Origin of the sequence: Acidovorax sp. HMWF029 (assembly GCF_003060895.1) — a bacterium.
Taxonomy (GTDB): Bacteria; Pseudomonadota; Gammaproteobacteria; order Burkholderiales; family Burkholderiaceae_C; genus Acidovorax.
The window spans coordinates 1-25,325 of record NZ_QAIH01000147.1 but is presented as its reverse complement, the minus strand read 5'-3'; the positions used below and the strand labels follow the sequence as shown (position 1 = coordinate 25,325).

The window sequence follows — 25,325 nt, the reverse complement described above, 5'->3', positions numbered from 1 at the left end:
GCGTGACCCAAGGACAACCATGCTCGAAACGCTCGAAAACACGGCATCCCAGGCGCCCTCTGTTCCCTCCGCCCCGGCGCTGGCCTGGCTCGCGGGCCAGGGGCAGGCCATGCAAGACCTGTTGCAAAAAGTGGTCAACATCGACAGCGGCAGCCGCGATGAAGCGGGCGTGACCGCCGTGGCCCATGCGCTGGCCGAGCGCCTGCTGGCGGCGGGCGTGCCCGTGCAGTTCGAGCCCGTGCCCGGCTACGGCGTGCTGCTGCACGCCCAGGTCCACCCGGACGGCGCGGAAGGCGAGGGCGCTCCCCTCATCCTCATGGGCCACATGGACACGGTGTACCCCGCTGGCACGGTGGCGCGCCGCCCCTTCCGCGTGGAAGACGGCCGCGCCTATGGCCCCGGCGTGGCCGACATGAAATCAGGCCTCGTGCTCAACGTGTTTGTGGCCGAGGCCTTTGCGCGCTGCGGCGGCCTGCGTGCACCCCTGCACCTGTTCTTTTCGTGCGACGAAGAGATCGGCTCGCCCGCCACGCGCGACCTCATCATGGACCGGGCGCGCGGCGCCCGTGCCGTGCTCAATGCCGAGCCCGGCCGCGTGAGCGGCAACGTGGTCACCAGCCGCAAGGGCTCGATGGTGGTGGAGTTCGAAGTGCAGGGCGTGGCCGCGCATGCGGGCATCAACCATGCCGCAGGCGCCAGCGCCATTGAAGCCCTGGCGCGCAAGACACTGGCGCTGCACGCGCTCACCGACCCGGCCACGGGCGTGACCTGCAATGTGGGCGTGGTGCAGGGCGGTGTGGTGCCGAACATGGTCGCCCCGCATGCCAAGGCCGAGGTGGACCTGCGCTTCACCGCAGACACCAACCCCGACGACCTGCTGGAGCGCGTGCGCGCCATCGTCGAAGAAGAGTCCGTTCCTCGCACCCAGGGCCGCATCACCACCGCGCGCCGCACCCTGCCCATGAAACCAACGCCTGACTACCTGCTGGCGCTGTACCAGCAAGGCGCGCGTTCGCTGGGCTTTGAGGTGCAGGGTGAGTTCACCGGCGGCGCCGCCGACAGCGGCCTCACCGCCTCGGTGGGCGTGCCCACGCTGTGCGCCACCGGCCCTGTGGGCGGCCACGCGCACACCGAGCGCGAGTACTGCGAGCTGGCCACCTTTGTGCCGCGCGCCCAGGCCGTGGCGCTGGCGGTGCTGGGCCACCCCTGAACCCTGTTTTTTCCATTTTTTGTTTTTGCGTTTTTTGAAGACCGCCATGAACCACATCCCCTCCCGCCGCCACCTCCTGTCCACCGGCCTCGGCTTGGCCGGTCTTGCAGCGCTGCCTGCGCTGGCGCAGGACAAGTTCCCCTCGCGCCCCATCACGCTGGTCGTGCCCTTCCCGCCCGGCGGGTCGGTGGACATCATGGCGCGCCAGTATTCCGAGCCGCTGTCCAAGGTGCTGGGTGTGCCCATCGTGGTGGAAAACCGCGCGGGCGCGGGCGGCTCGGTGGGCGCGCAGTATGTGGCGCGTGCCAAGGCCGACGGCTACACGCTGGTCGTGTCGTCGCAAAGCAGCCACCTGGCCAACCCGCTCACGCAGCCCAAGGTGGGCTACGACCCGGTCAAGGACTTTGAAAACATCGCCATCCTGGGCCGCCTGCCCAATGCGCTGGTGGTGCACAGCAGCCTGCCGTTCAAGACCTTCAAGGAGTTCATCGACTACGCCAAGAAGAACCCCGGCAAGCTCAACTACGGCAGCGGTGGCGTGGGCAGCATGGGCCAGCTGAACGTGGAAATGCTCAAGGCCGCCACCGGCGCTTTCACCACCCACATCCCCTACCGGGGCGGCACGCCGCTGATCACCGCGGTGCTGGGCAACGAGGTGCAGTTCATCCTCGACAACCTGGTCATCATGCTGCCGCACATCCAGGCGGGCAAGGTGCGCGCGCTGGCCGTGGCCAACGACCAGCGCCTGCCCCAGCTGCCCGATGTGCCGACCCTGGCCGAGGTGGGCTACCCCCAGCTCAACCTCACCTCGTGGATCGGCCTGGCCGCGCCGGGTGGCACGCCGGATGCCGTCGTGCAGACCCTGCACAAGGCGGTGCGCGAAGTCGCCACCTCGCCCGCCATGGTGGCCAACCTCAAGGAGCGTGGCGTGATCGCACCGGAAGAGATGACCCCCGCCGCGTTCGAGAAGATGATGTCCGAACGCCTGGTGAAGTTTGGCGACGTGGTGCGCAAGGCGGGCATCACCGCCGAATGAGGTGAGGGCTGCCGGAATATGAGTGTTTTTGGCTGTCTCCGCGCAATGGATAAGCACTGATAGCTATCAAAATAATAGTAATCATGCCAATGGGACAATGTCGCCCATGACAGCCGCACTTCACACCCCCACCGCGCCCACCACCCTCACCATCACCCGTCCCGACGACTGGCACCTGCATGTGCGCGACGGCGAGCCGCTGCGCACGGTGGTGCCCCACACCGCCGCCCAGTTTGGTCGCGCGATCATCATGCCCAACCTGCGCCCTCCGGTCACGACGGCCGAGCAGGCCCTGGCCTACAAGCAGCGCATCCTGGCCGCCGTGCCTGCAGGTGTGCAGTTTGAGCCGCTGATGACGCTGTACCTCACCGACAACCTGCCGCCCGAAGAGATTGCGCGTGCCAAGACGGCCGGCGTGGTCGCCTGCAAGCTCTACCCCGCCGGTGCCACCACCAACAGCGACGCGGGCGTGACCGACCTGCGCAAGACCTACAAGACCCTCGAAGCCATGCAAAAGGCGGGCATGCTGCTCTTGGTGCATGGTGAAGTGACCAGCAGCGACATCGACCTGTTCGACCGCGAGGCCGTGTTCATCGAGCAGCAGCTCATTCCGCTGCGCCGCGACTTCCCCGAGCTGAAAATCGTCTTCGAGCACATCACCACCAAAGACGCTGCCGACTATGTGATGCAGGCCGACCGCTTCACCGCCGCCACCATCACCGCGCACCACCTGCTGTACAACCGCAACGCCATCTTTGTGGGCGGCGTGCGCCCCCACTACTACTGCCTGCCCGTGCTCAAGCGCGAAACCCACCGCGTGGCCCTGGTGCAGGCCGCCACCAGCGGCAGCAGCAAGTTCTTCCTGGGCACCGACAGCGCACCGCACCCCGCGCACCTCAAGGAACACGCCAGCGGCTGCGCGGGCTGCTACACCGCCCACGCCGCCATGGAGATGTATGCCGAGGCGTTCGACAACGCCGGTGCACTCGACCAGCTCGAAGGCTTTGCCAGCTTCCACGGCCCCGACTTCTACAACCTGCCGCGCAACACCGGCACCATCACCCTGCGCCGCGAATCGTGGACACCACCCGACAGCTTTGCGTTTGGCGAAGCCGAACTCAAGCCCTTGCGCGCCGGTGAAGCCCTGCCGTGGCGGCTGGTGTAAGCGAAGCCTTCGACGCCATTGACTGGAGTGCGCCCTGGCTGGTGCCGTGGCGCGGTCTGGGCCAGCCCGTAGCGCAGCAGGTGCAAAGCGAACCATCTGTGCACCGGGCGTTGCAGTCTGCGGCGCCGCAAGATGGACCGGTAGGTTTTGTGCCGCAGCATGAACTGCCCGACGGCACCGCCTACGAGCAGTACATCTGGGACACCCGCCGCGTTCCCACCCGCGACAACCTGCACGACTTTTTCAACGGCCTGGTCTGGCTGCAGTTTCCGCAGACCAAGCGCCGGTTGAATGAACTGCAAGCCCAGGCCATCGCCGCCGATGGCGTGCAGGCCGTGCGCGGGCCGTTGCGCGATGCGCTCACGGTGTTTGACGAAAACGGCGCTGTGCTGCACGCGCCGGATGCCTTGTGGGCGGCGCTCGTGGCGCGGGACTGGCAGCGCCTGTTCATCGACCTGCGCCCGCTCTGGGCAGACGCCCGGTTGGTGTTGTTCGGGCACGCACTGCTCGAAAAGCTGGTTGTCCCTCGAAAGCCCATGGTGGCGCATGTCTATCATGCGCCGCATGCTATAAGATCAATAGCAAATCTGGATGCCTGCCTGGCGCAACAAGTGCAGCCACAGCCCTGGGCCACCAAGCCCTTCGCCCCACTGCCGGTGCTGGGCGTGCCCGGCTGGTGGCCCGCCAACGAGGCGCCGGACTTTTATGCCGACGCCCAGGTCTTTCGCCCGCCCCGTGCTGTGTCAGGGGGTTAATTCCCGTCAACGCTTGTGTGATAAGGCCTGCGCACGGGTTTGCACCTACCATAGCGCGATGAAATCGCGGCCAGGGTGGGCTGCCAAGGGCTCGCAGCGGCCCCGCAGTCGGGGGTTGGGTGCTTGAAGCGCCGCCACCGAGCCCCATCTGAGGCAGCAAACACTGTTGTTGTTTACCCCACGGAGAACCATTCCATGAAGCGGATCCTTTTGTTTGTGATAACCAACCTGGCCGTTGTGCTGGTGCTGGGGGTGGTGGCCAGCCTGCTGGGCGTCAACCGCTTCCTCACGGCCAACGGCCTGAACCTGGGCGCGCTGCTGGGTTTTGCCCTGATCATGGGTTTTGGTGGCGCCATCATCTCGCTGCTCATCAGCAAGCCCATGGCCAAGTGGACCTCGGGCGTGCGTGTGATCGATGGCTCCGGCTCGCCCGACGAGCGCTGGATCGTCGAGACCGTGCGCAAGTTCGCGGACAAAGCGGGTATTGGCATGCCTGAGGTTGGTATCTTCGAGGGTGATCCCAACGCCTTTGCCACGGGTGCCTTCAAGAACAATGCACTGGTGGCCGTGTCCACCGGCCTGCTGCAGGGCATGACGCGCGAAGAGGTCGAAGCCGTGATCGGCCACGAAGTGGCCCACATCGCCAACGGCGACATGGTGACCATGACCTTGATCCAGGGCGTGATGAACACCTTTGTCGTGTTCCTGTCGCGTGTGGTGGGCTACGCGGTGGACAGCTTTCTGCGCAAGAACGACGAGGAAAGCTCGGGCCCCGGCATTGGCTACTACGTGACCACCATCGTGCTCGACATCGTGCTGGGCTTTGCTGCTGCCATCATCGTGGCCTGGTTCAGCCGCCAGCGCGAGTTCCGGGCCGACGCAGGTGCTGCCCAGCTGATGGGTCGCCGCCAGCCCATGGTGAACGCCCTGGCCCGCCTGGGCGGCATGCATCCCGGCGAGCTGCCCAAGAGCGTGGCTGCCATGGGCATTGCCGGTGGCATTGGCAAGCTGTTCAGCACCCACCCGCCCATTGAAGAGCGCATTGCTGCGCTGCAGAACGCGCAGCAGCAATAAACAGCTTCAACGCTGGGCGCGACGCCTTTTTGGCCCCCAGGGCCGCCACAGTCTGGCACTGTGGCGGCCTTTTTGCTTTCCGCCTTTTCGGTTGTGTTCGGGTGCGGTTCAAGGACTTGTCACCTTTTGCCGATATAACTTTGACAGCTGCCTTGGCGGGCAGCTCGGTGTTGCCCATTTCATCTCCACGAGAACATTTAATGTCCATCTCCCACGCACGTGTTGCTGTCCGCCTGGCCCTGGCCTTTGGCGTGGTCTGCCTCGTCATGTCCCTGTCGGCTGCGGTGGGTATCTGGCGGCTGGCTGGGCTGCAGGACATTGCAGACGACCTGGGTGGTGCATCGTCCGAGCGTGCGCTGCTGGCGCGCGAGCTGCACGCCATCGTGGTGCTCAGCTCCGCCCGCGCTGAAACGCTGCTGGAGATCGACAACAACCCCGCCTATGCAGCGCGCATCGATGCCGACCGCAAGACCACGTCGGCCCGGTCGTCTGAAGTACGCAAGCGCCTGGACGAGCTGGCGGCAGACCCGGAATCCCAGGCACTGTTCGACGCCATCGACAAGACCGGCAACAGCTTTCGAACGGTGCGGGACGACCTCGTCAAGCGCCGCAAGGCGGGCGAGGCCCTGCCACCCGATGCGGTTGCCAACCAGCTGCGGCCTGCGGCCGACGCCTATGCTGCATCGGTGAACAAGCTGGCCGAATACCAGCGCCAGCGTGTGGCCGAGGCCCGTGAGGCTGCAGCGCGCAGCGAAAGCCATGGCATTACGCTGCTGGCGACCGGCTCGCTGGTGGGGCTGTTGCTGAGCCTGGGCTGTGCGTGGTGGCTGTCGCGCTCCATCCTGCATCCGCTGGCCCGGGCGTCCGAAGTGACAGACCGCATTGCCGATGGGGACCTCACCTCCGCCATCCCCGCCCAGAGCGCCAGCAACCGCGACGAGCTACAGGCCCTGCTGTCGCGCCTGGGCGAAATGCAGGCCCGCCTGGCGGGGTTGGTGGTGGGCATGCGCCAGGCCAGCACTTCGGTGGCGGGTGCCAGCAGCGAGATCGCAGCGGGCAACAGCGACCTGTCGGCCCGCACCGAACACACGGCCTCCAACCTCGAAGAAATCGCGGCCAGCATGGAAGAACTGCTGGCCACCGTGCGCCACAGCGCCGACGCCGCCGCGCAGGCCAGCAGCCTGGCCACGGGTGCGAGCGACGTGGCGCGCCGGGGCCGCGAGGCGGTGGACCGCGTGGTGGGCACTATGGACGGCATTGCGCTGTCGTCCCGCCGCATCGCCGACATCACCAGCGTGATCGACGGCATTGCCTTCCAGACCAACATCCTCGCGCTCAACGCCGCCGTGGAAGCGGCCCGCGCGGGCGAGCAGGGCCGGGGTTTTGCCGTGGTGGCGGGCGAGGTGCGCAATCTGGCCCAGCGCTCGGCCACAGCCGCCAAGGAGATTGGCGGCCTCATCAGCGACAGCGTGCGCCAGGTGGACGAAGGCGCCAAGCTGGTGCATGCCGCAGGCGGCACGATGGGCGAGATCGTCCAGTCCGTGCAGCAGGTGGCCACCATCATTGGCGAGATCAGCACCGCTGCCCGTGAGCAGACCACGGGCCTGAGCCAGGTGGGCGAGGCGGTCTCGCAGCTTGACCAGATGACGCAGCAGAACGCCGCGCTGGTGGAGGAATCCTCAGCGGCCGCCCAGGGCCTTCGGGTGCAGGCGCAGCAGCTGGCCGAGCTGGTGGAGGCATTCCGCCTGCCGCCTAGCAACGCGTTGCTGCGTTAGGTCGGGACACTGGTGTCCCGAGTTGGAGATTCGTTTCATAAAGATGCCGAGAATCGCCGCCATGCTGCGTTGCAAATCCTCGCGATAGCTACGGCTATCGCTGCAGTTTGCGCCTTGCCTGACGACAATTTCGACCTCTTTATTTCATCAACGAACTTCCAACTCGGGACACTAGGGATGTCCTGCACAACCCTTGCGAGTCGGTGGTAGTGCGAATCGGGACAGGCCGCAAGGCGTCTTTTTGCAGCCAATAGCCGGGCTATTGACGAGAAAAGCAACGCAGCGGACTGCCCGAGGCCGCGCTATCACAGACCGCAGGGAGTTATGCAGGGCATCCCTAGAGTGAAGCACGGCGTTCGACACTGGCGCGGCCAAGCCAGCGGCCGTTGCGCAAGGGCCGTCCCGACGCGCTGGCTGCGTCCCTTGTTCGAGAGAAAGGGCGGGGGTGCGCAGTGCACAGGGCGGGTCACGATACATCCACCCGCCAGCGCCGCCGCGGCGCGCGCAGCGCATGGCGTTTGCGGTACTCGGCCGGGGCCATGCCGGTGTGTCGCACAAAGATGCGGCGGAACGCGGCTGGATCGCTGTAGCCGCAGGCCACCGCAATGCTGGGCACGCTCTCCAGCGTTACCTCCAGCAGCACCTTGGCGCGTGCGCAGCGCAGGCTGTGCAGGTGGTCCAGCGGCGACTGCGACAGCTCCAGCTGAAAGTGCCGCAGCAAGGTGCGCGGGCTGACCGCCGCCGCCTCGGCCAACCGGGCCAGCGAGTAGGGCTCGTCGAGATGGCTCTCCATATAGGCAATGGCGCGGGCCAGCGTGCTGTCGCGGGTGGCAGGGATGTGTTGCTGGGCATTGGCCTGCAGCGCAGCCCTGGCGCGCTCGGGGTCGGGGTGGAACACGCTGGCGCACACCTGGGCCAGTTCGTCGCCCATGGCGTGGCGCACCAGCGCGGTCGCCATATCACTCAGGCCGTGGGGCAGTGCACAGCTCAGCCAGGGACCATCATCGGTAACGTCCTGGCCCGCAATCAGGCGGATGTCCGGAAAATCCCGCTCGAATCCCGCCATGTAGAACCAGGGCAGGCTGGCCTGGCGATCTTGCAGTCGACCGCTGGACGCTGCCAGCCAGGCTCCGTTGCCCACGGTGAGAACTTTCTGGCCCTGGTCCAGCGCCAGGCCCACCAGGCGAGACAGGCGCTGGTGGCGGCTGACCACACTGCGGATGAGCGGGATGTCTGCCGCATGGAACGACGGAAGGAACAGCGCAAATGCGCGGCTCCCGGAGGGCGCGTCGTGGGCCCCGCCTGCTGCCTGGGAGTACGCCGCCAAGGGACCAGGCAGGGCCGTGATTGGCAAGCCTTCCGCGTCCAGCAGCCGCCAGGCAAAGCGCGGGCTGGCCGCTCCCGCGCGCAGGCTGGCCAACACATTGGCGCTGCGCAGCAGGTCGATGAACTGCAGTGCGTTGCCCGCTGCCGACTCGGGCAGCAGCGGTATGTCGATGCGGAATGTGGGTGCCGTCGCAGAAGGGACAGAAGGGGCGGGCATGGCGGTATTGGCTCGTTGTATGGCTATTTTCGCTCGTCATATGGGCGGTGGCGGCTCTTAGCATGAACCCGCTTGTCACTGTGTTTTTCCCTCTTCTCACGGATCTGCCCATGTACCCACGTCTTTCTTCCATCGCACTGGCCTGCAGCCTTGCCGCCAGTGGTGTCACTTTTGTCTCTTCGGTCCAGGCCCAGGCGCTGGACGCTGCTGGACTGCAGACCATCGACGCTGCCGTGAGCAAGGTGGCGCCCAAGATGGTCAGCTGGCGCCGCGACATCCATGCCCATCCTGAACTCTCGGGCCAGGAGGTGCGTACAGCCAAGCTGGTGGCCGAGCACCTGAAAAAACTCGGCATGGAAGTGCAGACCAACGTGGGCGGCACAGGCGTGGTGGGCACGCTGCGTGGTGGCCTGCCGGGTAAGGTGGTTGCCCTGAGGGCCGACATGGATGCACTGCCCGTGCCTGAAAACACTGGCCTGCCGTTTGCCAGCAAGGCCAAGGCCCAATATCTGGGCAAGGAAGTGCCGGTGATGCACGCCTGTGGGCACGACGCGCACACCGCGATGCTCATGGGGGCGGCGGAGGCTCTGGCGGGCATGAAGGCGCAGTTGCCCGGCACCATCAAGTTCATCTTCCAGCCCGCCGAGGAAGGCGCGCCGGTGGAGCCCGATGCCAACGGCAAGGTGCCCAGCTTTGGCGCCAAAGCCATGGTGGAGGAAGGCGCTCTCAAGGATGTGCAGGCCATCTACGGCCTGCACATCACGGCCAATCTGCCAGCGGGCGTGGTGGGCTACCGCAGCGGGCCGCTGATGGCAGGCTCGGACAACATCCGCATCGAGGTGGAGGGGCGCGGCGGCCATGGCTCGGCCCCCTGGAATGCGGTGGACCCGGTGGTGGCGGCCAGCCAGGTGGTGCTGGGCCTGCAAACGGTGGTGAGCCGCCAGCTCAACATCAGCCAGGAGCCGGCGGTCATCACCATCGGACAGATCCAGGGCGGCACGCGCTACAACATCATCCCCGACAGCGTGGAGATGCTGGGCACCCTGCGCACCTTTGACGAAGGCATGCGCCAGGAGGCCTTGAAGCGCATCACCACCACAGCGGAATCGATTGCCGCATCCAGCGGCGCCAAGGCCAAGGTGCGTTTTGGCCCGGTCGCCTACCCGGTCACCACCAACCCCGCTGAGCTGACAGCGGATTCATTGCCCGCGCTCAAGCTGGCATCGGGCGGAAAGGCCATGATCATCCCCAAGGTGAGCGGTTCGGAAGACTTTTCGGAGTTCCAAAAAGTGGCGCCGGGCTTTTTCTACTTCCTGGGGGCGCCACCCAAGGGCAAGGACTTCAAGACCGCGCCGTCCAACCACTCGCCCTTGTTCGACATTGATGAAGACCAGCTGCCAGTGGGCGCACGCACGCTGGCCGCGCTGGCGGTCGATTTCTTGCAGCGCAAATAGGGCTGGCGCGGTTTCCCTTGTGCTGACAAGGCGTTGCCTGAGTGAGGGCGCGGCCCCGGCCAGATCACCAGCGCAAGGGCCGCCCCGCAGCGTTGGCTGCGTCCCCCTTCCTGCGCGCGGCGTGAGAGAAGGGGGAAGGTCGAAAGGGGCTCAGCGGGTTGTCAAAATGCTGCGCGCCACGGCCTCGCCCACCTTGATGCCATCGACACCCGCCGACAAGATACCGCCCGCGTAGCTGGCACCTTCGCCCGCCGGATACAGGCCAGGCGTGTTTAGGCTTTGCAGGTTGTCGCCCCGCCCGATCTTGAGCGGCGACGAGGTGCGTGTCTCCACCCCCGTCAGCACCGCGTCGTGCATGTCAAAGCCCTTGATCTTGCGGCCAAACACGGGCAGTGCCTCGCGCAGGGCCTCGATGGCGTAGCCGGGCAGGGCTGCGTGCAGGTCGCCCAGCGCCACGCCGGGCTTGTACGAGGGCTCTACGCTGCCCAGTTGGGTGGACGGCTTGCCTGCGATGAACTCGCCCACCAGCTGGCCCGGTGCGCTGTAGTCACGGCCGCCCAGCACAAAGGCGTTGGATTCGAGCTGGCGCTGCAACACGCTGCCTGACAGCGGGTGGAACTGCCCGGCAGGCAAGGCCTCGACGCCGTAGGTTTGGCCCAGGTGGGTTTCAAACGCCTGCGCGTCTTGCGGGTAGTCGCGCGGATCGATCCCCACCACCATGCCCGCGTTGGCATTGCGTTCGTTGCGCGAATACTGGCTCATGCCGTTGGTTACCACCCGATTCGGCTCGCTGGTGGCAGCCACCACCGTGCCGCCGGGGCACATGCAGAAGCTGTACACCGCACGGCCGTTGGCGGCGTGGTGCACCAGCTTGTAGTCGGCTGCGCCCAGCAGCGGGTGGCCCGCGTGGCGGCCCCAGCGCGCGCGGTCGATCACGCCCTGCGGGTGCTCGATGCGAAAGCCGATGGAGAACGGCTTGGCCTCCATGGCCACGCCGCGCTGGTACAGCATGGCAAAGGTGTCGCGCGAGCTGTGGCCCAGCGCCATCACCACATGGTCGGCACGCAGCTCGGTGGTTTCGCCCGTGGCCTGGTTCAGCACCTTCAAACCGCGCAGGTGGCGCTTGTCGCCCGTGCCTTCCACGATGACGTCTGTCACGCGCTGCTCAAAGCGGATTTCGCCGCCCAGCGCAATGATCTGCTCGCGCAGGTTCTCCACCACCTTCACCAGCTTGAAGGTGCCGATGTGCGGGTGGGCTACGTACAAAATTTCTTCGGGTGCACCGGCTTTGACGAACTCGTTCATCACCTTGCGGCCCAGGTGGCGCGGGTCCTTGATCTGGCTGTAGAGCTTGCCGTCGGAAAACGTCCCGGCGCCGCCTTCGCCAAACTGCACGTTGCTTTCGGCATGCAGCTCGCGTTTGCGCCACAAGCCCCAGGTGTCTTTGGTGCGCTCGCGCACGGTCTTGCCGCGCTCCAGCACGATGGGCTTGAAGCCCATTTGTGCCAACACCAGCGCGGCAAAAATACCGCAGGGCCCAAAGCCCACCACCACCGGGCGCAGGGGCAGATCGGCGGGCGCCTGGCCCACGGGGTGCCAGGCCATGTCGGGCGTGGGCTGGATGTGCGGGTTGGCGGCAAACTTGGCAAGCAGCGCGGCCTCGCGCCCGGGCTGGGCCAGCGTGATGTCAACGATGTACACCGCCAGCAGATCGGCCTTGCGGGCGTCGAAACTGCGCTTGAAAACGTGCAGGTGGGTGATGTCGGCGTCTGCCAGGTCCAGGATCTTGGCGGCAGCGGCGCGCAGGTGCGCTTCGGGGGCTTCGGCTGCAGTGAAGGGCAGCCGGATTTCGGAGAGTCGGATCATGGTCTTGCGGGCCCGTGTCGATCGGGCGGCTTGCAAAGTCGTGGGGCCATGATTTTACCGGCGCGGTACTGAGGGGTGACCGCCATAAAAAAGGCCCGCCATAGGGCGGGCCTGGGTGCGCGTGTTGCGAAGGATGGTTTGCTATAAATTTAATAGCTTAAAGACTATGGTGGCCGAGCGGAGACGGCCATTTTTGCTTGTATTTTTTCCTTCAGGCAGGCAGAAAGCCTTCCACCGACAGATAGCGTTCGCCCGTGTCGTAGTTGAAGCCCAGCACCTTGGCGCCCGCAGGCAGCTCGGGCAGCTTTTGTGCGATGGCTGCCAGCGTGGCGCCCGACGAAATGCCCACCAGCAGGCCTTCCTCGCGCGCGGCGCGGCGGGCAAATTCGCGCGCTGGTTCGGCATCGACCTGGATCACGCCGTCCAGCAGGCTGGTGTCGAGGTTCTTGGGGATGAAGCCCGCGCCAATGCCCTGGATCGGGTGGGGCGAGGGCTGGCCGCCCGAAATCACAGGCGATGCCGAGGGCTCGACCGCAAACACCTTGAGATTCGGAAACTTAGCCTTGAGCACCTTGGCAACACCCGTGATGTGGCCGCCCGTGCCCACGCCCGTGATCAGCGCGTCGATGCCATCGGGGAAGTCGGCCAGGATCTCCTGCGCCGTGGTGCGCACATGGATGTCGATGTTGGCGGGGTTCTCAAACTGCTGCGGCACCCACGCGCCGGGCGTCTGCGCCTGCAGCTCCTGGGCGCGGGCAATCGCGCCCTTCATGCCTTTCTCGCGCGGCGTCAGGTCAAACTGCGCGCCATAGGCCAGCATCAGGCGGCGGCGCTCGATGCTCATGCTGTCGGGCATCACCAGGATCAGCTTGTAGCCCTTGACCGCCGCCACCAGCGCCAGACCGATGCCGGTGTTGCCACTGGTGGGCTCGATGATGGTGCCGCCGGGCTTGAGCGCGCCGGACTTTTCTGCGTCTTCCACCATGGCCAGCGCAATGCGGTCCTTGATGGAGCCGCCGGGGTTGCTGCGCTCGGACTTCACCCACACGTTGGCCGACGGGCCAAACAGGCGGTTGATGCGCACGTGCGGCGTGTTGCCGATGGTTTGCAGAATGTTGTCAACTTTCATGGCGTCTCCTGTGAGGTGTCGGATTGGGTTGGAGGGGGGTGACGCGCATTCTGAACCAGTTGTTCTATGGCTCTGGTGATATGGATATAGCGGAGTCACCCGGATCACCGACCCGTGTTCTGGCGCACTGTGTCAGCGCACGGGTTGGATATCCACCTGCATTGCACGCTCCCCAGGCGTGATCTGCACCTGCACGGGCAGCCCCAGCGCAATCGTCTGCGCATTGGTCGCCGTGTGCTGCGTCACCTCGGTGCATGTGTAGCGCGCAGCCCGCCCGCTGCGCCACACCGCCAGGGCCAGCGGCAGCATCCACTGGTCGGCCAGATGCGGGCCTAAAGCGCCCGTGCTGCGCTGGTAGGCGCGCATCTCGTCCACCAGCCGCTTGGCCACCTGCTCGGCCGACAGGCTGCGCTCGCCCAGTTGGCAAAACACTTCGGTGATGTGCGCATGCTCCAGCGTGGCAATCAGCGCGTTGCCCGGCCCCTCGTTCTGGCGGGTGGGCGGCTGGCGCAACTGGCCGGATTCAAACGTCCAGCCCATGCGCTGGCCCAGCGCGTCCAGCTCGCGCGTGGCAATGTTGCGCGCTAGGCCCGGCACCAGCGCCTCGCCCCATGCGTCTTGCAGCGGGCCGCGCCCCAGCACATCCACAGGCGTCAACGGCAGCGCTGCTGGCGTGATGTGCGCCAGCACCTCGCCGCCCCCGGCAGGGTAAAAGCCGCGCCGCTGCAATTGCAGATCCAGCCCCACGCCCAGGCGCCGCACCAGCGGCGCAAACGCCCGCTCCAGAAAGTCAAACGGCGGCGCCATGGGGTTGTGTGTGCCGCCCGACAGCTGCACTTTGCTTTCACCATCAGCCAGCATCAGCGCGGGCAAAACGGTCTGCAGCACCAGCAGGCAGCTGCCTGCGGTGGCAATCTGAAAGCGGTAGGCCCCCGCACGCACTTCACCGGGCGTGAACACTAGCGTCTGCGAGTTCAGCTCAGCCCCCTCGGCCTGCCCGCCACACACGGCCACCGCCGCTTGCACGCAGGCCAGGTGCTGGCGCATCAACCCCGGCTTGGGCCGCCCGGCGCGGATGCGGGTGATGTGCAGCGGGCGGCCGGTGACCATGGACAGGGCCAAGCCCGTGCGCAGGATTTGCCCGCCGCCCTCGCCGGTGGAGCCGTCGAGGATGAGGGGCAGCACAGCGATTTCCGTCATGGCGATGCCTCCGCTGCAGACACGGTGCGATGGCTGAATCGCAACACGGTGTCATGCAGCAAGGCGTCCAGCGCGGCATGCCCACGCACGGGCAGCGCCTGCACAGGCTCCGCCGCGTTGCGCGCCAGCTCGGCCTCGATGAAGGCATGGATGCCCGGCCAGCGCGGGCTGGTGGCGGCTTCGCCTGCGCGCATCTTCACCTCCAGCAGGGCGTTGATCTCATCGACCAGCGCCGCATCGTCCACCGGGTGCAGCGTGTGCTGGGCCAGCTCGGCAAAGCGCATGGGCGGCACGCCGGGTTGGGTGCGTATCCAGCGTGCGGCCAGCAGGGGGCGCAGCACGTACAGGTACTTTTTGTAGCGCACCTCGTCGGCCTGCAGGTGCTCACGAAAATTTTTCTTCGCCATCGACGCATAGTGGTGCCAGCCCTTGGCGTTGGAGAACACCTGCGCCGCCAGTGCGCGGAACTGCGCCATGGTGTCCGCCTCTTCGCGGTAGACGATGGGCGAGCCCAGCCATTCGAGCAGCGTGGGGTTGGACTCGCGCATCAGGCCCAGGGCTTTGCGCAGGTCCCAGCCGCTCACATCCAGGTCGCCGCTGATCGGCAGTTCGATCACGTCGCGGCCTGGTGCCACGGTCAGGTACCAGGACAGGTGGTTGACGTAGATGAAGCGCACGTCATAGTCGCTGTCGGGCGAGGCAAAGCCCCAGCCCCGGCTGCCGGATTCGCAGGCGAAGAGCACCGTCACATCGTGGCGCGCTTCGATGTCGCGCAGGGCCTGCAACACCTGCGTGTGCATGTGGGGCTCCACCGGGTGGGCGGAGCGCAGCATTTCTTTTTGTTCTGTTGTATGCATAAAAATGGGCTATAGCGCTTGATATATAAGCGTAGGCAGCTATCAAAAATATAGTAATTTCTGCAGTCCTTCGCAACTGGCGCGGCCCAGGCGAGAGACGCCAAGCAAGGGCCGCCCCGCAGCGAGGGCGTCGTCCCCCTTGGGGGGAAGCCGCGCAGCGGCTCAGGGGGGCTACCCTTTTACGCATACCACCTGCTTGAGCGTGTACACCACCTCCACCAAGTCTTCCTGCGCCGCCATCACCGCGTCGATGTCCTTGTAGGCCATCGGAATCTCGTCGATCACATCCGCATCCTTTCGACACTCCACGCCTTCGGTGGCTTTGATCTGGTCTTCCACGGTGAATAGCTTCTTGGCCTTGGTGCGGCTCATGGTGCGGCCTGCGCCGTGGCTGCAGCTGTTGAAGCTCTCGGGGTTGCCTTTTCCGCGCACGATGAAGCTCTTGGCCCCCATGCTCCCCGGGATGATCCCCAGCTTGCCCTGCTCGGCACTCACCGCGCCCTTGCGGGTCACAAACACGTCTTGCCCGAAGTGCATCTCGCGCTGCACGTAGTTGTGGTGGCAGTTCACCGCCTCAATGTGCGTCTCGAACGGCTTGGTGATGACTTTTCGCAGCGCGGCAATCACGCGGCCCATCATCACTTCGCGGTTGGCGGCGGCAAACTTTTGCGCCCACCCTACGGCCTTCACGTAGTCGCCAAAGTACTGCGCGCCTTCTTCAAAGTACGCCAGGTCTTTATCGGGCAGGTTGCGCTGGTTCATCTCGGCGTCCTTCTTGGCCAGCTCGATGAAGTGGGTGCCGATGGCGTTCCCCACACCGCGCGAGCCGGAGTGCAGCATCACCCACACGCTCTGGTGTTCGTCCAGGCAGATTTCGATGAAGTGGTTACCCGTCCCTAGCGTTCCCAGGTGCTTGTAGTTGTTGGTGTTCTTGATGCGCGGGTGCGCTTCGCAAATCTCGTCGAACTCATCCACCAGCGCGGCCCAGGCGCGGTCGGTCTCGGCGGGCGGGGTATCCCAGCTTCCCTTGTCGCGACCCCAGCGTTTGGGCGTCATCCCTACGGGCACGGCGCGCTCGATGGCAGCGCGCACACCCGCCAGGTTGTCGGGCAGATCGCTGGCCGTCAGCGTGGTCTTGCACGCCATCATTCCGCAACCCAGGTCCACACCCACCGCAGCGGGAATGATGGCCTTGAGCGTGGGCACGACCGAGCCGATGGTCGCGCCGATTCCCAGGTGCACGTCGGGCATCACCGCCACGTGCTTGAACACGATGGGCAGGCGCGCAATGTTGCGCAGCTGGTTGCGGGCTTCTTCTTCCACGGGCACGCCGTTGGTCCACATCTTTACGGGCACGCCGTTGGGCACTTCGTATTGTTCGTAGTTGTTGTTCATCTCGTTCTTTCGTCTTTGTCGTTCATTGCACCATTCCGCGCGCTGCGGCCTGGGCGTAGTTCTTGAGTTCTTCATCGTTCTTCACGTTGCGAATGAAGGCATCCATATGCGCCTGCAGTTCTTTGTATCGCTTCAGCTCCACACCCTCGTGGCCGATGCCGTGCAAGGCCGACACCTGCGCCTCGCGCCAGGGCATTGCCAACATCTCGCAGAAAACCTGCCACATCGCATCGCGCCATTCGGGAATGTGCTTGGCATTCCAGAACGTGGGCCACACGTCAAACCACATGCAGCTCACGAAGTAGAGGCGGTCGCTTCTGCTGCCGATGGAGCTGTGCGCTTTGCTCAGGCGCGGGCCAAGGCAGTCGCGCCACAAGGTGGGCAGGGCCCGCATCATGCGCATGGCGTCCGCCAGAGGCACCGAAGGGTCGTTCACCATGTGCGGGATGTCGCCCGCGTTGTTGCTCATCACATAGTTCAGGCCCATCCCCACCTGCTCGTCGCTGTAGGGTGCCAGGTCGGTGCCCGCGTTGGCAAACAGCACGGTCTGGATGTGCGTCCATTGCAGCGGGGTGGCCTCGAACTCTGGCTCGTCAATATCCCAGTACCACTCCTGTTCGTTCTTGTGGGGCACAGGGCGGTCGAACAGGTAACGCAAGGCCGCGCCGTAGAGCGTTGGGTCCAGACCCATGGATTCGCAGGTGACCGCAGCGTTGTCCCGCCGATGGCGCTTTTCGCGGGGCGTCAATTTTTTGTTCTTCATGGCATTTCCTCCTCGCGCTTCGCTCAGCTCAGCGCATCTTCACCAATCCATTCAGCACCTGGTCCAGGCCGCCAAACACCGAGATCTTGTCGATCCGCTCGGCCACACGTTCCAGCGTCTCCAGCTCCTTCATGCGCAGGGCGACGGGGTTGTCCTCCATCACCTTGGCGGTGTTGAGCAGGGATCGCGTCGCTGCAGTTTCCTCGCGGCGGCGGATCACGTTGGCTTCCGCCTGCTTCTGGGCTTGCACGACCTGGGTCAAGATGGTTTTCATCTCGCCGGGCAGCACAATGTCCTTCACGCCCACGCTTTCCAGCTGCATGCCGTAGGGCGATAGCTTGGCGGCCATGTGTGCGGTCACCACCTCGTCGATCACCGTCTTGTTCTCCAGCAGCTCATCGAGCGTGCGGGTGCCCACGGCGGCGCGCAGCGCAAACTGCAGCTCGCGGTACAGGTGGTCGGCAGGCTTTTGCAGCTGGCCATAGGCCTGCAGCACGTTCACAGAGCGGTAGGTGGCGCACAGGTTCAGGCGCAGGCTCACCTTGTCGCGGGTCATGATGTCCTGGCCCGATACCTCTACGGCTTGCAGGCGCAAATCCACCAGCTCCACGGCCACGGTGCGGCCGTACTTCCAGAAGGCGTAGGTGCCTGCGGTCAGCAGGCGTTCCACCTTGCCGTCCACCGTCAGCAGGCCGCACTGGCCCTCAGGCACCTGCACCTGCAGCACGCCGGTCAATCCGGTCACGCTGCGTTGGCGCAGCTGGGTTTGCGTCAATCGCGCCACCAGTGCGGCGGGCAGTTCAGCGCCTGCTTGCAGGTCCACCACTTGCACGCTCACATCCACCAAGCCTTTCCAATAAAGGCGGCGGGTGCCAGGGGGCAGGATCTCGACCAGCACGCCGTTTTCGCTGCGCAGGCCCACTTCGGTTTCCGACAGGTTTACCAGCACAAACTCGGCCGCCACCACGGCGGGCTCTTGCGCCATCAGGTAGTCGGCCAGGCCGTGGGTGAAGGCGGGTTGTTCGAGGGCGAAGGTCTCCACGCGCAGCGCGTCGGTGCCCGCAAACAGCCAGTAGGTGCCGCTGTGCAGTACGCGGTCAAAGCTGCCGTTGCGCAGCAGCAGGGCGCGTTCGTTTTTCTTCACAGTGGCGCGTTGGATCATCTTCAGCATCTCTTTTTCCTCTCTCTTCTTCGTTGTCGTCACTCGTCACATATCGGGTTGCCGTTACAGCGATGGCGGGGTGCCAGGGGGCGCAGCCTGGGCCGTGCAGTGCGCCGTGGTGGCTGCCCCCATCCCCAGTGGGAAGGGCGGCAGCGCGGCTGGCTGCGGGCGCGGGCTGTGCCGGGTGCTGGCACAAACCGCCACCGGCTGACGGGGCGGGGCCTTGCGGTTGCGGCGCAACCCTGGGGCCTCTCCCCGCGTTCGGCGGGTGGTCTTTCGACCGGTGCAAAGTTCCAGCCTTGCGGCCGGAGGGTGGACGGGAATCGAACCCGCGACAGACCCCTTGCGGGGTTGCTCTTCCAGACTGAGCTACCAGTGGTGGCACGCCTGGAGTCGAACCAGGCACCGCTTGCGCAGTGGCTTCCACAGCCGTGCCGTCATCCAGCGCTTGCGGTGTGCGGCATACAGGGAGTCGACAGAGTCCTGAGACTCCGGATTCCCGGCACCGGCGGGGCGAACGTCAGTCCTAACCCCGGCCTGTAAGCGGTCACCGTTTGCGCTGGATGCTTTCTCTATTGCCAGATGTGTGCCAGCTTGCGAATCGAGGCGCAGAATGCGTGCAAGTTATTGATTTGTATGTAAATATTTTCTTTGCGAAGAAGTTGCTAGGGTGCGAAGATATGAAATAACTAGAATTGAAGCTAGCTAAATAGAAAAAAAGATATGCGTAAAAACAAAGTCGTGATCGGATTTCTGGGCACTCAGCTGGACTCTGGCAAGGGTGCTGGCCGGTGGGAGAAATGGCGCCCCACGGTATCGCTGGTGCAGCACGAAGATGTGGTGATTGGGCGGCTGGAGCTGCTCTACACCCCCGCCCACAAAGACCTCGCGCAACTGGTGAAGGCCGACATGGCGCAGGCCTCGCCCGAGACCACGGTGAACCTGGTGCCCCTGCCCATGGCCGACCCGTGGGACTTTGGCGAGGTGTACGCCCAGCTGTTTGACTGGACGCAGACCTACCGCTTTGACACCGAGCGCGAGGAGTACTGGACGCACATCACCACCGGCACGCACGTGGCGCAGATCTGCCTGTTCTTGCTGGTGGAGTCGCGCCGCATTCCGGGCGTGCTGGTGCAGACATCGCCCCCGAAGCGCCAGCGCGCCGGTGACCCTGGCAGCTACACGTTGATCGACCTGGACTTGTCGCGCTATGACGTGATTGCCCAGCGCTTTGGGGCGGAGCAGCGCGATGCGGTGCAGTTCCTCAAAAGCGGCATTGCCACGCGTAATGCGCGCTTCAACGCACTGATCGACGAAGTGGAGCGCGTGGCGGTGCGCTCGCGCGCGCCCATCCTGTTCACCGGGCCCACGGGTGCGGGCAAGTCGCATTTGGCGCGGCGCATGTACGAACTGAAGAAAGCCCGTCACCAGGTGGAGGGCGAATTTGTGGAAGTGAATTGCGCCACACTGCATGGCGACGGCGCGGCGTCCACGCTGTTTGGCCACAAGAAGGGCGCGTTCACCGGCGCTGCGGCCGACCGCGCGGGCCTGCTGCGCACGGCGCACAAGGGCGTGCTGTTTCTGGACGAGATTGGCGAGCTGGGCGCAGACGAGCAAGCCATGTTGCTCAAGGCCGTGGAGGAAAAGCGCTTCTACCCCCTGGGCAGCGACCGCGAAGTGGAGAGCGACTTTCAGTTGGTGGCCGGCACCAACCGCGATCTGCGCACAGAGGTGGCCGCAGGCCGCTTTCGCGAAGACCTGTTCGCGCGCATCAACCTCTGGAGCTATGTGCTGCCCGGCCTGGCGCAGCGGCCTGAAGACATCGAGCCCAACGTGGACCACCTGCTGCAGCGCGCGGGCGAAGAGCTGGGCCGCAGCGTGCGTTTTTCCAACGAGGCGCGCACCGCCTACCTGCGCTATGCCCAGTCGCCCGAAGCGCTGTGGACCGGCAACTTCCGTGACCTGTCGGCCAGCGTGACGCGCCTGGCCACGCTGGCCGACAGTGGCCGCATCGGCCTGCCCTTGGTGGAGGCCGAAATTGCCCGCCTGCGCTGGCTATGGCAGCCCGCCAGCGATGCGCGCCATGGTCTGGCAACTGCAACCGGAACGGTGGGGCGCGACGAACTCGCAGCCTTGCTGGGTAACGAGGCGGTGGAGTCCATGGACCTCTTCGGCCAGCTGCAACTGGCCGCCGTGCTGCAGGTCTGCCGCCAGTCGCGCACCTTGTCGGATGCGGGGCGCCTGCTGTTCCAGGCCTCGCGCACGCAGCGCACGGTGGTCAATGATGCGGACCGGCTGCGCAAGTACCTGGCGCGGTTTGGGCTGGATTGGGAGAGTGCGTCAGGCGCTGGGCGATAATCCCACCCGTGAAGCGCGCCAGACCGCCGCTGGTGCAATCTGGGAAACCAGGCACTGGAGGAACGTCCGGACTGCACAGGACAGCGTAGCAGCTAACGGCTGCCCACCGTGAGGTGAGGATCAGAGCAACAGAGACGAGTTCGGGCGTAGAAGTACCCACCAGGGGTGTTCTGCGGTTTGCCAGCGCAAGCTGGCACGGCTGGCGCAAGCCAGACGGTGACGGGCGATGAGCCCGGCACGACGCAGTCACCTCGGGCGCTTCGCGACCGAGGTGAAACGGGCAATCTCTACGCGCAGCAATACCAAGTAGGCCAGCGTTGATGTGGTTCCGCAGAGCTGGCGGGTAGGTAGCACCGAGCCGTGGTGGCGACACCCGGCCCAGATTAATGGCGGTCACGCTGCGGGAGCCCGCAAGGGTTTCGGCAGTGCACAGAATCCGGCTTATCGGCGTGCTTCACACTTTATTTCTGTCCCGCGCTGGCACGCGGGTGCGGTGCCCGCCTTGTGCACCGCTTCCAACCATTCATTCAGCTTTTGGCGCAGTGCGGCGCATGCCCCTGCTCCAGTTCGGTGGCACGTTTCACCGTCTCGGGGTGGCTGCTGAGCAGCGACCAGACCGGGTGGGAATCGGCCTCCTTGCCCAGCTTGCGCTTGTGTACGGTGTCGGGCGTGCTGGCGGCGGATTTGGGCGTGGGGGCGTGGGCAGCATCGGCTGGGTTGTCGCCGGCCGCTTTTTTGTCCTTGTCGCTGCCCTTGTCCTTGCTCTCTTCGTCTTCCTCGTCACGCGCAATGGCCAGCAGCAGCTTGCCCATGGGCGCCGTGGGCAGCGCGGTGTGGCGCATGAGGGCGATGGCGTAGCAGTCGGCCTCGCGTTCGTGGCTGCGGCTGTAGGCCAAGCCCGTCATCACCGAGGCACCGGTGGAGACAATGCCCGACACGTCCCCCAGCGCCAGTCCTAGGCCCATGTTGAGCACGCCTTGCTCTACCACCATACGGGTGGTGTGGCGATGCACGACATGGCCGATCTCGTGGGCCAGCACACCCACCAGGGCGTCGTCGGGCAGGCCCTTGTCGGCGGCGGCCTTCACGATGCCATCGGTCATCACGATCTTTCCGCCGGGCAGTGCGAACGCGTTGGCACCCATGCCTGAGCGGAACTCCAGCGACAACGGCGGGTTGTACTGGGCGTAGCGGTGCAGCGTGGCGGGGGCTTGTTGCACCAGTGTGTTGAAGCGGGCCTGAAGTTGCTCCTGCCGCTCTTTGGGCAGCTTGCTGGGCTTCAAGGTGCCGTCGTCCATCTGTTTGAGCACGTTTTCGGCCACGCTGGTTTCCCAGCCCAGGGGCACGAACCGCGTGAGCTGTGTGGCAGCCCAGGGCGTGCCGTAGCGGTAGAACAGCGTGAGGCCGATGACGGCGGCGGCTGTCACGCCCAGCAACATGGGCCAGCGGGTCTGCATGCGTTGCGCGATACCGGGGCGCTCGCCTGCTGCGGCCATTGCGGCGCGCCATTGGGCCACGGCGTCGATCTCTACACTGCCGTGGTCTAGCAGATCCACCACCACGCGGGGTTGCGGCTTGCGTTCGTTCCAGGCCTCGGGCCAGCCCACTTGCTTGCAGGCAAAGACCACGGGCTCGGCCCCGGCCTGCGAGAGCGGGTGGAGCACCAGCGATGGCCCCTGCGGCGTGGGCCGCAGGCTCACCATCACGTGCCGGGCTTTGCTGCTCTGGCCGTCAAACCAGCGCCCGGGGACCAGGGCCGGGAGCCCATCGGGTGCGGACATGTTCAACCGATAAGGTCTAAACCGGCTGCATCAGCCAGCGCATCACCCAGCGCACCTCGCTGCTGGCGCACCATGGCGCCAGCCACCTGTTCCACGCCGCCTTTGACGTGCAGGGTGACGGACTCGACCTTCATGCGGTATTCACTCACCCGCGCAAACGGCCGATACAGCCCCAGGGTCAGCAGGCTGAGCAGCATGTTCTTGATGCGCAGCCCGACGTAGCTGCCGCTCTTGAGGCGGCTTTTGAATCGGGCGACATGGCTCACGCCGATGTTGTTCCACATGAGCTGGAACATGCGTGCCTCGCGGTATGCCCGGGCGGGGGCGGAGGCCAGGAGCAGCATGAAGAATCCCACCACAATGGCCACGATGGCCACCAAGATCATCCACAGGCCCATGCGCTCGCTCTGGTTGGCCATCAAGGCGATGGAACTGCCCGCAAGCACGCCCACCAGCGCGGCGATGCCCACCACACACAGGATGAACACGGCCACGGTGGCCAGCCAGATTTTCACGAAGTCCATGTACACCGGTTTCCAGCGGCCCTTTTCGGCGCCCAGCTGGGCCTTGAGCACCAGCAGGCTCTTGAAGTTGTATTCCAGCCGGATGAAACACAGGATCGACAGCACCAGGCCCAGCAGCAGCAAGCCACCCATGGCCGGGGTGAAGCTGGGCATGGGCGCTTTCTTGCCTTCTTCCTCGACCGCTTCGAGGGCCTGCGCCAGGTCGGGCGACAGCATCTGCATACCAAAGAACACGCCAAACCACACCAGGGCCAGGGCAAACACGGGCCAACTGGCGATGTAGACCTCTTTCCAGCTGGCGGTGAACTGCAGCCGCAGGCCGCGCCAGCGCGTGGCCCCGAGGCGAAAGCGCATGGCACTGGCCCAGATGAAGGGGGCCAGGGCGGCACCCGTCAGCAGGAACAGGCCCACGGCCACGTCCTGTCCGGTTCGGGCGGCGATGTTGTAGGCGATGGTGAGCAGCATCAGCAGCACAAAACCCATCACCATCTTGCGCTGCTGCGCGGTGAATTCGAGGGGGCTGCCCGCCACCAGGGTGTGGCTGTAGAAGTACTGGGCGGTGCGGCGCCGGGCCCAGGGTGTGTAGATGCCCAGCGTGATGATGGACAGCAGCACATTGACGATCCACACCCGGAAATACTCGCCACCGCTGCCGGTGAATTCGATGGGGTGGGCATCGATGTTCTGCGGCGTGAAGGTAGACATCGGCTCCGCCGCGCCACCGGATCTATGTTGGTTCATGAACTCCCTCCTGAGTGCTGCGCAGTGTAGCAGCGGCTCCTGTACAAGGGAATCATGAAAAAAAGCTTTCAGCGCGCGACCATCATGCCTGTATAGCTATGTTTTCAGGAGCATATCCGGGCGTATTGGTGCCGCCTCAGAACTTCTCCCACGGCTGCAGGTAGCGCCACTGGCCCTCGGGCACCTTGGCCAGGGGCACGCGGCCGATGCGGATGCGCTTGATGCCCACCACCGCCAGGCCCACGGCTTCGCACATGGCCGGGATCTGGCCGGGCCGGATGCCTTTGAGCGCAAAGCGCAGCTTGGTCTCGTTCTGCCAGCTCACCTTGATGGGCGGCAGCGGTCGGCCGTTGAAGCTCAGGCCGTGGCACAGGCGCTGCAAACCGTTGGGGGCGATCTCGCCCTTCACCTCGACGATGCATTCCTGCTCCAGCACCTCGATGTCTTCGGCCAGCTTGCGGGCGATGCGTTTGTCTTGTGTGTACACCACCAGGCCACTGGCTTCGGTGGGCAGGGGCGTGAAGCATTCGAGCTGCCTGAAGTGGCGCTGCAGCACGCGGATGCCCGAGGCGTCTTCGGGAAGGTGGGTCGCGGCATGGAGCAGCGTGACCGCCTGGGGGGCTCCTTGGCTGCGGCTGGCGTGGACTGCGGTCCCGGCGGGAACGCCCAGGCCGGCTTCCAGGCCAGTGGGCTTGTGCAGCAGCAAGGTCACTGGGGTCAGCTCCAGCAGGCTGGCGTCGGGCGCCACCGCCACTGCCTGGTCAGGGCGCACGCGTGCGCCGGGGGCTTCCTCGATCTGGCCGTCCACGCTCACAAAGCCGCCTTCAATGAATTGCTCGGCTGTGCTGCGCGAGCAGTTCAGTTGTTCGGCCACACGTTTGGCTAGGCGGATGTGGGTGGGGTCGGGGTGTTTGTCGGTCATTGAATCGGGGTGTTTTTTTAGTTGTTGCCGGGTTGCAAGGCCCGGATGCGTTCCACATGCGCCAGCAAGGATCGCTGGGCCACCGGCCACATGCGCGGCGGCACGTCGTCATAGGCGTGGCGCACCCAGTCTTCCATGCTGCCCTGGGGCAGGGCCTGCATGGCGGCCAGCACCTTGGCTTCGCGAGCCAGGCGGTGGGCCTTGAGCTTGGCGATCGCGCCACGCGCATCGCCCAGAACATAGCCGTGCGCGGGCAGGATGAACTCCACGCCATGCTCGGCGCACAGGGCGTCGAGCCGGTCCAGCGAATCGAGGTAGTCGGCCATGTTGCCGTCCGGCGGGTCCACCACCGTGGTGCTGCCGTTCAGGATGTGGTCGCCGCTGAAGAGCAGGCCGTCTTCGACCAGCAGCAGGCACAGGTGGTTGGCCGCATGGCCGGGGGTGTGGATGGCCTGCAGGGTATGGGTGATTTTGGCCTCTCTCGCGCGACCATCAAGCCTTAGTAGCTCATTATTTTGTAGCGATCGGTCGGGCGTAAAGGCGCTGGCCGCGCGGGCTGTGGGGGCAGAGGGCAGGCCCAGGATGGGCGGCGGGGCCTTGCCCGCCTGCACACAC

General features: G+C 65.4%; 20 protein-coding genes and 1 other RNA gene. 9 read left to right on the top strand and 12 right to left on the bottom strand.

Translation table 11 applies throughout. The features are described 5' to 3' along the window. Positions 1-19: 19 nt before the first annotated feature. The 6 genes from DBR12_RS10085 (at position 20) to DBR12_RS10060 (ending at position 7,015) form a co-directional block, all read left to right on the top strand. Positions 20-1,210: a M20 family metallopeptidase gene (locus DBR12_RS10085; protein WP_108617114.1), complete on the top strand. Its 1,191-nt coding sequence runs from the start codon at positions 20-22 to the stop codon at positions 1,208-1,210. Positions 1,211-1,256: 46 nt separating this feature from the next. Then, positions 1,257-2,246, top strand: coding sequence for a tripartite tricarboxylate transporter substrate binding protein (locus DBR12_RS10080; RefSeq protein WP_108617128.1), 990 nt, complete (start codon positions 1,257-1,259; stop codon positions 2,244-2,246). A 97-nt stretch (positions 2,247-2,343) separates the two neighbouring features. Continuing rightward, positions 2,344-3,411, top strand: a complete 1,068-nt coding sequence (pyrC, locus tag DBR12_RS10075; RefSeq protein WP_369861470.1) for a dihydroorotase — start codon at positions 2,344-2,346, stop codon at positions 3,409-3,411. Beyond that, on the top strand, positions 3,396-4,166 hold the full coding sequence (locus DBR12_RS10070) for a DUF3025 domain-containing protein (protein WP_108617113.1): 771 nt from the start codon (positions 3,396-3,398) through the stop codon (positions 4,164-4,166). The genes pyrC and DBR12_RS10070 overlap by 16 nt, the downstream gene beginning before the upstream one ends. 195 nt (positions 4,167-4,361) lie before the next feature. Beyond that, on the top strand, positions 4,362-5,240 hold the full coding sequence (gene htpX / locus DBR12_RS10065; RefSeq protein ID WP_108617112.1) for a protease HtpX: 879 nt from the start codon (positions 4,362-4,364) through the stop codon (positions 5,238-5,240). Positions 5,241-5,440: 200 nt separating this feature from the next. Further along, a complete protein-coding gene (locus DBR12_RS10060; RefSeq protein WP_108617111.1) occupies positions 5,441-7,015 on the top strand; it encodes a methyl-accepting chemotaxis protein in 1,575 nt (524 codons plus the stop codon). A 466-nt stretch (positions 7,016-7,481) separates the two neighbouring features. On the opposite strand, the gene DBR12_RS10055 is transcribed toward DBR12_RS10060, so the two are convergent. After that, positions 7,482-8,558, bottom strand: coding sequence for a GlxA family transcriptional regulator (locus DBR12_RS10055; RefSeq protein ID WP_108617110.1), 1,077 nt, complete (start codon positions 8,556-8,558; stop codon positions 7,482-7,484). 110 nt (positions 8,559-8,668) lie between these two features. On the opposite strand from DBR12_RS10055, the gene DBR12_RS10050 reads away from it, so the two are divergent. Beyond that, a complete protein-coding gene (locus DBR12_RS10050; protein WP_108617126.1) occupies positions 8,669-10,012 on the top strand; it encodes an amidohydrolase in 1,344 nt (447 codons plus the stop codon). A 150-nt stretch (positions 10,013-10,162) separates the two neighbouring features. Here DBR12_RS10050 and DBR12_RS10045 read toward each other — a convergent pair whose 3' ends face one another. The 7 genes from DBR12_RS10045 to DBR12_RS10015 all read right to left on the bottom strand — a co-directional run bounded on the left by DBR12_RS10045 (position 10,163) and on the right by DBR12_RS10015 (position 18,393). After that, on the bottom strand, positions 10,163-11,878 hold the full coding sequence (locus tag DBR12_RS10045; protein ID WP_108617109.1) for an NAD(P)/FAD-dependent oxidoreductase: 1,716 nt from the start codon (positions 11,876-11,878) through the stop codon (positions 10,163-10,165). A gap of 211 nt (positions 11,879-12,089) precedes the next feature. Continuing rightward, positions 12,090-13,007 carry a cysteine synthase A gene (gene cysK, locus DBR12_RS10040; protein ID WP_108617108.1) on the bottom strand — a complete coding sequence of 306 codons (918 nt, stop codon included), beginning with the start codon at positions 13,005-13,007 and terminating at the stop codon, positions 12,090-12,092. A gap of 132 nt (positions 13,008-13,139) precedes the next feature. Then, positions 13,140-14,207 (bottom strand): RNA 3'-terminal phosphate cyclase, encoded by a 1,068-nt coding sequence (gene rtcA / locus DBR12_RS10035; RefSeq protein WP_199226668.1) that lies wholly within the window; start codon positions 14,205-14,207, stop codon positions 13,140-13,142. Beyond that, on the bottom strand, positions 14,204-15,040 hold the full coding sequence (locus DBR12_RS10030) for a nucleotidyltransferase domain-containing protein (protein WP_233244383.1): 837 nt from the start codon (positions 15,038-15,040) through the stop codon (positions 14,204-14,206). The genes rtcA and DBR12_RS10030 overlap by 4 nt, the downstream gene beginning before the upstream one ends. Before the next feature lie 195 nt (positions 15,041-15,235). Next, positions 15,236-16,459, bottom strand: coding sequence for an RtcB family protein (locus DBR12_RS10025; protein ID WP_108617106.1), 1,224 nt, complete (start codon positions 16,457-16,459; stop codon positions 15,236-15,238). Between the two features lie 22 nt (positions 16,460-16,481). Continuing rightward, complete coding sequence (locus DBR12_RS10020; RefSeq protein WP_108617105.1) at positions 16,482-17,222, bottom strand: hypothetical protein; 741 nt, start codon at positions 17,220-17,222, stop codon at positions 16,482-16,484. A 28-nt stretch (positions 17,223-17,250) separates the two neighbouring features. After that, the gene (locus tag DBR12_RS10015; protein WP_108617104.1) at positions 17,251-18,393 is read right to left on the bottom strand and encodes a slipin family protein; all 1,143 of its coding nucleotides are present in this window, start codon (positions 18,391-18,393) and stop codon (positions 17,251-17,253) included. 714 nt (positions 18,394-19,107) lie between these two features. Here DBR12_RS10015 and rtcR point away from each other — a divergent pair. After that, positions 19,108-20,742 (top strand): RNA repair transcriptional activator RtcR, encoded by a 1,635-nt coding sequence (gene rtcR, locus DBR12_RS10005; RefSeq protein ID WP_108617103.1) that lies wholly within the window; start codon positions 19,108-19,110, stop codon positions 20,740-20,742. A 10-nt stretch (positions 20,743-20,752) separates the two neighbouring features. After that, positions 20,753-21,202, top strand: an RNA gene (rnpB, locus tag DBR12_RS10000) — RNase P RNA component class A. A gap of 67 nt (positions 21,203-21,269) precedes the next feature. Here rnpB and DBR12_RS09995 read toward each other — a convergent pair. The 4 genes from DBR12_RS09995 to DBR12_RS09980 form a co-directional block, all read right to left on the bottom strand. Beyond that, a complete protein-coding gene (locus tag DBR12_RS09995) occupies positions 21,270-22,523 on the bottom strand; it encodes a M48 family metallopeptidase (protein WP_108617102.1) in 1,254 nt (417 codons plus the stop codon). 2 nt (positions 22,524-22,525) lie between these two features. Continuing rightward, positions 22,526-23,788 carry a YjgN family protein gene (locus DBR12_RS09990; RefSeq protein ID WP_108617101.1) on the bottom strand — a complete coding sequence of 421 codons (1,263 nt, stop codon included), beginning with the start codon at positions 23,786-23,788 and terminating at the stop codon, positions 22,526-22,528. 136 nt (positions 23,789-23,924) lie between these two features. After that, positions 23,925-24,710 carry an rRNA pseudouridine synthase gene (locus tag DBR12_RS09985; RefSeq protein ID WP_108617100.1) on the bottom strand — a complete coding sequence of 262 codons (786 nt, stop codon included), beginning with the start codon at positions 24,708-24,710 and terminating at the stop codon, positions 23,925-23,927. 17 nt (positions 24,711-24,727) lie between these two features. Then, positions 24,728-25,325 (bottom strand): MBL fold metallo-hydrolase (locus tag DBR12_RS09980; protein WP_146185508.1); only part of this gene is annotated, 598 nt, incomplete at its 5' end.